This is a genomic window from Agrobacterium tumefaciens (assembly GCF_009649785.1).
Lineage (GTDB): Bacteria > Pseudomonadota > Alphaproteobacteria > Rhizobiales > Rhizobiaceae > Agrobacterium > Agrobacterium tumefaciens.
This window is the reverse complement of sequence record NZ_WJOK01000053.1, coordinates 1-6,030: the sequence shown is the minus strand read 5'-3', so window position 1 is coordinate 6,030 and position 6,030 is coordinate 1. Positions and strand designations below refer to the sequence as shown.

Annotated in this window: 6 protein-coding genes; all 6 read left to right on the top strand. The window is 58.1% G+C overall.

Annotated elements, in window-relative coordinates; translation table 11 throughout:
• Positions 1-374 precede the first annotated feature (374 nt).
• The 6 genes from uppW to GH784_RS26920 all read left to right on the top strand — a co-directional run bounded on the left by uppW (position 375) and on the right by GH784_RS26920 (position 5,925).
• A complete protein-coding gene (uppW, locus tag GH784_RS26945) occupies positions 375-1,790 on the top strand; it encodes a Wzy-type polysaccharide biosynthesis protein UppW (protein WP_153794047.1) in 1,416 nt (471 codons plus the stop codon).
• Positions 1,791-1,951: 161 nt separating this feature from the next.
• The gene (locus tag GH784_RS26940; RefSeq protein WP_065702629.1) at positions 1,952-2,728 is read left to right on the top strand and encodes an ABC transporter ATP-binding protein; all 777 of its coding nucleotides are present in this window, start codon (positions 1,952-1,954) and stop codon (positions 2,726-2,728) included.
• Positions 2,729-2,772: 44 nt separating this feature from the next.
• Positions 2,773-3,543, top strand: a complete 771-nt coding sequence (locus tag GH784_RS26935) for a transporter substrate-binding domain-containing protein (protein ID WP_003513835.1) — start codon at positions 2,773-2,775, stop codon at positions 3,541-3,543.
• Between the two features lie 22 nt (positions 3,544-3,565).
• Positions 3,566-4,288, top strand: a complete 723-nt coding sequence (locus tag GH784_RS26930) for an ABC transporter permease (protein ID WP_013636682.1) — start codon at positions 3,566-3,568, stop codon at positions 4,286-4,288.
• 12 nt (positions 4,289-4,300) lie between these two features.
• Entirely contained in the window at positions 4,301-4,990 is a 690-nt protein-coding gene (locus GH784_RS26925) for an ABC transporter permease (protein ID WP_013636681.1), read from the top strand.
• 20 nt (positions 4,991-5,010) lie between these two features.
• A complete protein-coding gene (locus GH784_RS26920; RefSeq protein WP_065702630.1) occupies positions 5,011-5,925 on the top strand; it encodes a homocysteine S-methyltransferase family protein in 915 nt (304 codons plus the stop codon).
• The last annotated feature ends 105 nt before the right edge of the window (positions 5,926-6,030 follow it).

The window sequence follows — 6,030 nt, the reverse complement described above, 5'->3', positions numbered from 1 at the left end:
GCAGTGTAGATTTTAATATCTTAATATAGGTATAAAACTTGCAATTCTGCGGTACCGCAATATCATCCGGAGAATAAAACGCCTTGTTTCAATCTGTTAGTGGATGCCGCCCGTATTGCGTTAGGTTAACAAAATATACTTAAACAAGCAACTAATGGACGAAATATGGAGGAATTTTGCTGTTATTTTTGAGTTTTGGAATTTAACTTCCAGATGCGAGGGTGGTGTCCCTCGTCTACCGATTCCGATTTCCTGAAGTAAAAAGCGGCAAGTCCCGGCGCTATTCCTCCGTGTATTATGGATAACTAAAAAATAGGGTTTTGACGGGATATTCATTTTACCGAGACGAAGCATCGGGTACGATGTGAGAACGTATGGAAAAAGGTAGAGAAAATTACCTGATGGATGCAGCGCATGATGAGCAGGCGAGTGCCGCCTGGCGGAATGCACTGTTTTATGTGACATTCTTTTATTTAACGGTCGGCTTCTCGCCCTATATCTCGCTTTCCTCGACCTATCTGGGGTCCGCCATGGCGGCCGGGTCCAACCTCCTCAACCAGCTCACCGCGATCATCCTGCTCATCAGTTTCGTGGCGTTCATGGCAAAGGAGCGGTCGTCTTCCATTGTCTTTACGCCGCGTTTGCTGATGCTCGCGATCTTCGGCTGGTATATTTTTACCTCGGTGGTGGGCGGCGCGCCGGTGTTTTCGCTGCGGCGGCTTGCCATGTGCGCCATCATCTGCGTGCTTGCCAGCTGCTTCCTGCAATTGCCGCGCACCGAGCGGCATTTCACCACGCTGCTTGCCACATGCGTGCTGATCATCCTGTTCCTCTGTTATTTCGGCGTTGCTGTCCTGCCGTCGCGGTCGATCCATCAGGCAAGCGATGCGCTGGAGCCGCTCCTTGTAGGCAACTGGCGCGGGGTCTTCCGCCACAAGAACGAGGCAGCCTCGATCATGGCGGTGCTGATGATCGTCGGGATTTATTTGTGCAAGCGCTGGTCCCTTATCGGCGGCCTGGCGGTTCTGTTGCTGTCGTTGATCTTTCTCGTCAAGTCGGGTGGCAAGACCGCGCTCGGCCTGATGCCGATCATCATCGCCACGGGCTGGTTCATCGTGGGCTGGCCCAGATGGCGTTACGCTGTTGTGACCGTGCTTCTGGGAACCTTCGCCGTGGTGATCGTCGGCACGACCGTTGATCCGGTCTTTTCACAGATGCTGACGAAACTGGGGATCGACGCCAGTTTCACCGGCAGAACCGATATCTGGACCGTCTCGATAGATTATATCCGCCAAAGCCCGATCGTCGGATACGGCTACCAGGCCTTCTGGCGCAGCGACACCCTGATGACGAGCTTCACCGAGAACAATACCTGGGCAACGACGGCGCCGGATTCCCACAATGGCTATTTCGACCTTGTGCTTGGCGGCGGCGTGCCAGGTCTTATTCTGGTGCTGACGTGGATTTGTCTGATGCCGCTTCGCGATCTCGGCAAGATGGATGAGGCCACGCGCAAAAGCCCGCTGACGAAGTTGTATGTCGGCGTCTGGCTTTATGTCCTGCTCTACGGCTTTCTGGAAACGATGTTCTTCCTCAGTACCGGTTTCGTCTGGTTTTTCCTCGTCGTTGCCGTGATGGGCCTGCGTTTGCAGGCGAATGCCAGCCTTGTCGAGGATGAGGCGCAGGCGGAACCGCAATTGGCCCTGACTGGCAGTAACGCGGCCAGCGTGGCGAGGCGCATCAGGGGAAAATCGCGCAGATCGTTGCTTGCGGATGATATTTTGAAATGATTTTTCGTTTCAAATGTGTAAAAGAGCCTGATATTGCGCGCGTTTGCAGCGGGTTTCGCTAAACATGCGTGGCTTAAGTCTTTGTTGTTATGCATGTCCTGTCGCAAAACCGCTCCGCATTTTGCTCGACACGCAATGAACCGGATCGGCAAGGTCAATAAATGGCAGATACAGGCGCCTGTGCGCTCGAAGCGGATGACATCCACAAGAGCTTCGGCGCACACGAAGTTTTGAAGGGCGTTTCGCTGAAGGCCCACAAAGGCGATGTCATATCGATCATCGGCTCGTCCGGTTCCGGCAAGAGTACCTTCCTGCGCTGCATCAACTTTCTCGAAACGCCGGATCGCGGCCGGGTCATCGTCAATGGCGAGGAGATCGCCATGAAGATTGGCAGGGACGGCAAGGCTGTGCCGAAAAGCTGGCGGCAAGTGGAAAAGCTGCGGACAGGGCTTGGCATGGTGTTCCAGAATTTCAATCTCTGGGCCCACCGCACCGTTCTGGAAAATGTCATCGAAGCGCCTGTTCACGTTCTCGGCGTCAAGCGGCAGGACGCGGTGGAAAAGGCCGAAGCCCTGCTGAACAAGGTTGGCCTTTACGACAAGAAAAATGCCTATCCGGCGTTCCTCTCCGGCGGGCAGCAGCAGCGCGCCGCGATTGCGCGCGCGCTCTGCGTGGAGCCGGCGGTGATGCTGTTCGACGAACCCACCTCGGCGCTCGATCCGGAACTTGTGGGCGAGGTGCTGAAGGTCATCCGCGATCTGGCCGAGGAAGGCCGCACCATGCTGCTCGTTACTCACGAGATGCGCTTTGCGCGCGATGTTTCCACCGAGGTGATGTTTCTGCATCAGGGCCGTGTGGAAGAAGCGGGGCCACCGGCGCAGGTGTTCGGCAATCCCGTAAGCGCCCGTTGCAGGGAATTTACCGGCGCGCTGGCGTGATGGCCGTTTCGCTTCGCCGTTTGTTTTAACAGGAGAGACTTTAAATGAAATTCTTCGCCACGCTGCTTGCCGGAACGGCATTTGCGGTTTCCGCCTTCACCGCCAGCGCCGATGTCCGGTTCGGCATCATGAACGAATCCTACCCGCCTTTCTTCGCCAAGGATGCCAGCGGCAAGTGGCAGGGCTGGGAAATCGATCTCATGGACGCCGTCTGCGCGGAGATGAAGGAAAAATGCTCGATCGTCGAGCTTTCCTGGGATGGCCTCATCCCGGCGCTGCAGACGAAGAAGTTCGATGTTATCTGGTCGTCCATGTCCAACACGGAAGAGCGCGAGAAGGTCATCGATTTCACCAACAAATATTACAACACGCCGAGCAAGCTGATCGGCGCCAAGGATGGCAAGCCGGGTGCGGCGCCGGAAGACGTCAAGGGCAAGACCATCGGTATTCAGGTCGCGACCATCCAGTCCGAATATTACAAGAAATATTTCGCTGCTGTCGCAGACGAAAAGACCTATCAGACGCTGGACGAGGCGTTTCAGGATCTCGCAGCCGGCCGTATCGACTACGTGTTCGGCGACTCGCTCGTTCTCGATGCCTTCGTGAAGAGCGATGCCGGCAAGGATTGCTGCGCCGACATGGGCAACGTTGCGGATGACAAGGAAATCCTCGGCCTTGGCGTTTCCGGCGGCCTGCGCAAGGACGACACCGAACTCAAGAACAAGCTGAACGCTGCTCTCGCCGCCGTTCGCGCCAGCGGGAAGTATGACGAGATCACCAAGAAATACTTCAGCTTCGATATCTACGGTAAGTAATTTCTCCTGACCGGTCACATAAATGGCAAGCCTTGAAACCACGCTGCAACTGCTGTCACCCTATCCTCCGGGATGGGGCGGCACCCTTTTGAAGGGTGCGGCGTCGACGCTTGCCATTTCCGCCGGTGCCTATCTGATCGGCATCGTCATCGGGCTTGCTGGTGCACTTGGCAAGCTCTCCGGCAACAGGCCGCTTGGCCTTCTGCTCAATCTCTACACGACGGCAATCCGCGCCGTTCCCGAACTGATCCTCATCGTCGGGCTTTATTACGCCGGCACTGATGGCCTGAACCGGCTGCTACAACTGGCAGGCCTGCCGCCTTTGGAAGTCAACGGTTTCGTTGCCGCTGTTGCGGTTCTGGGTTTCGTGCAGGGTGCCTATATGACCGAGGTGCTGCGCGGTGCGATCCTTGCCATTCCGAACGGGCAGATCGAGGCGGCGCGCGCCTTCGGCATGTCGCCGGCCTTGCGTTTCCGCCGTGTGGTCTTGCCAGCACTGTTGCCGAACGCCCTGCCGGGCCTTGCCAATCTCTGGCTTGCGGTAACGAAGGATAGCGCGCTGGTGGCGGTTGTCGGTTATCAGGAACTGGCGCTTGCGACACGGCTGGCGGGGGCCAGCACCAAGCAATATTTCCTGTTCTTTCTTGCCGCAGCCCTGCTTTACCTTGCCATTACGCTGGTTTCCAACCTCGTCTTTTCGCTGCTGGAGCGCCGTGTGCGGCGCGGCCAGCCGGCCTTGGCATAAAGGGGAAGCGGCATGGATTTTTCATGGATCGCCAAATATTGGCCGCTGCTTCTGTCCGGTGCCTGGCAAACGCTGGCGCTGCTCGTCATCTCCGTCAGCATTGGTTTTCTTCTCGCTATCGGGCTTGCCTTCGCGCAGGTCAGCGGCGGGCGGGTGACAAAAATTCTGGCGCGCGCCTATTGCACCTTCTTTCGCGGCACACCGCTTCTGATCCAGCTCTGGCTGCTCTATTATGGCGTCGGCTCGTTTCTGCCGATGATCCCCGGCTTACGTCAGAGTTTCATGTGGCCGGTGCTGCGCGAGGGCTTCTTTTTCGCCGCCGTCAGCTTCACACTGAATTACGCGGCCTATGAGGCCGAGGTTCTGCGCGGCGCGTTGCTGGCTGTGCCAAAGGGTGAGCTGGAGGCGGGCCGGGCTTTCGGCATGGGCCGTTTCACCCTTATTCGCCGCATCTGGCTGCCGCGCGCCATCCGCATCGCGCTGCCGACCATTGCGGGCGAGGTGGTGATGCAGCTCAAAGCCACGCCGCTTGCCTTTACCGTGACGGTGATGGACCTCTACGCCGTCGCCTACAAGGTGCGGCAGGACACGCTGCTCGTCTATGAGCCGCTGATCGTCGTCACCGTCTTCTATCTCATTCTCACCGCCATCATCGCCCGCTGTTTCGGTCTCATCGAACAGCAGGTGCCGGTCCGGCGGTAAACCGTTCAAGGAGCATGAACATGGGCACTATCCGTATTCTCGACGGCGGCATGAGCCGCGAATTGCAGCGGCTCGGCGCCGAGCTGAAACAGCCGGAATGGTCGGCGCTGGCGCTCATCAATTCACCTGATATCGTGCGGCAGGTGCATCAGGAATTCATCGAGGCCGGTGCCGATGTCGTCACCACCAATTCCTATGCGCTGGTGCCGTTCCATATCGGCGAGGAGCGTTTCCAGAAGGATGGCGCATCGCTGATCGCCCTTTCCGGCAGGCTGGCGCGCGAGGCTGCGGACGCCTCCGGTCGCGACGTGCTGGTGGCCGGTTCGCTGCCGCCGATCTTCGGCTCCTATGAGCCGCAGAATTTCGATGAAACCCGGGTGCAGGACTATCTGAAGGTACTGGTCGACAATCTCGGGCCCTTCGTCGATGTCTGGCTGGGTGAGACGCTGAGCCTGATCTCCGAAGGCGAAGCGGTGCGGGAAGCCGTGGCCGCAACCGGCAAACCGTTCTGGATTTCCTTCACGTTGAACGACGATGCGGCTGCGACAGGCGGCGGCGAGCCTGCGCTGCGCTCTGGTGAAACGGTAAAGGCGGCGGCCGAATGGGCGGCGCAATCTGGTGCTGCCGCCCTTCTTTTCAATTGCAGCAAGCCGGAAATCATGAAAGCCGCCGTGGAAACGGCATCCGCCGTCTTTGCGGAAAAGGGCGTTTCGCTTGAGATCGGCGTTTATGCCAATGCCTTCGAAGGTGAACAGGGCGATTCCGCCGCCAATGAAGGTCTGCACGGCACGCGCACCGACCTGACCGACGATGTCTATTCGCGGTTCGCCTGCTCCTGGGCGGATGCCGGCGCAACCATGATCGGCGGCTGCTGCGGCATTGGCGCTGCCCATATCCACACGGTTGCAACGGCATTGCGGCGCGCGGCCGCCTGACGCTACCGCGAGCGCTCCCAACGTCACTATCGGAAATGCATGCGGCAGACTGAAAGGCCTGCCGTTTTTTTGTCCCGCGCAAATTCGAAGCAGATCATGCGGCAC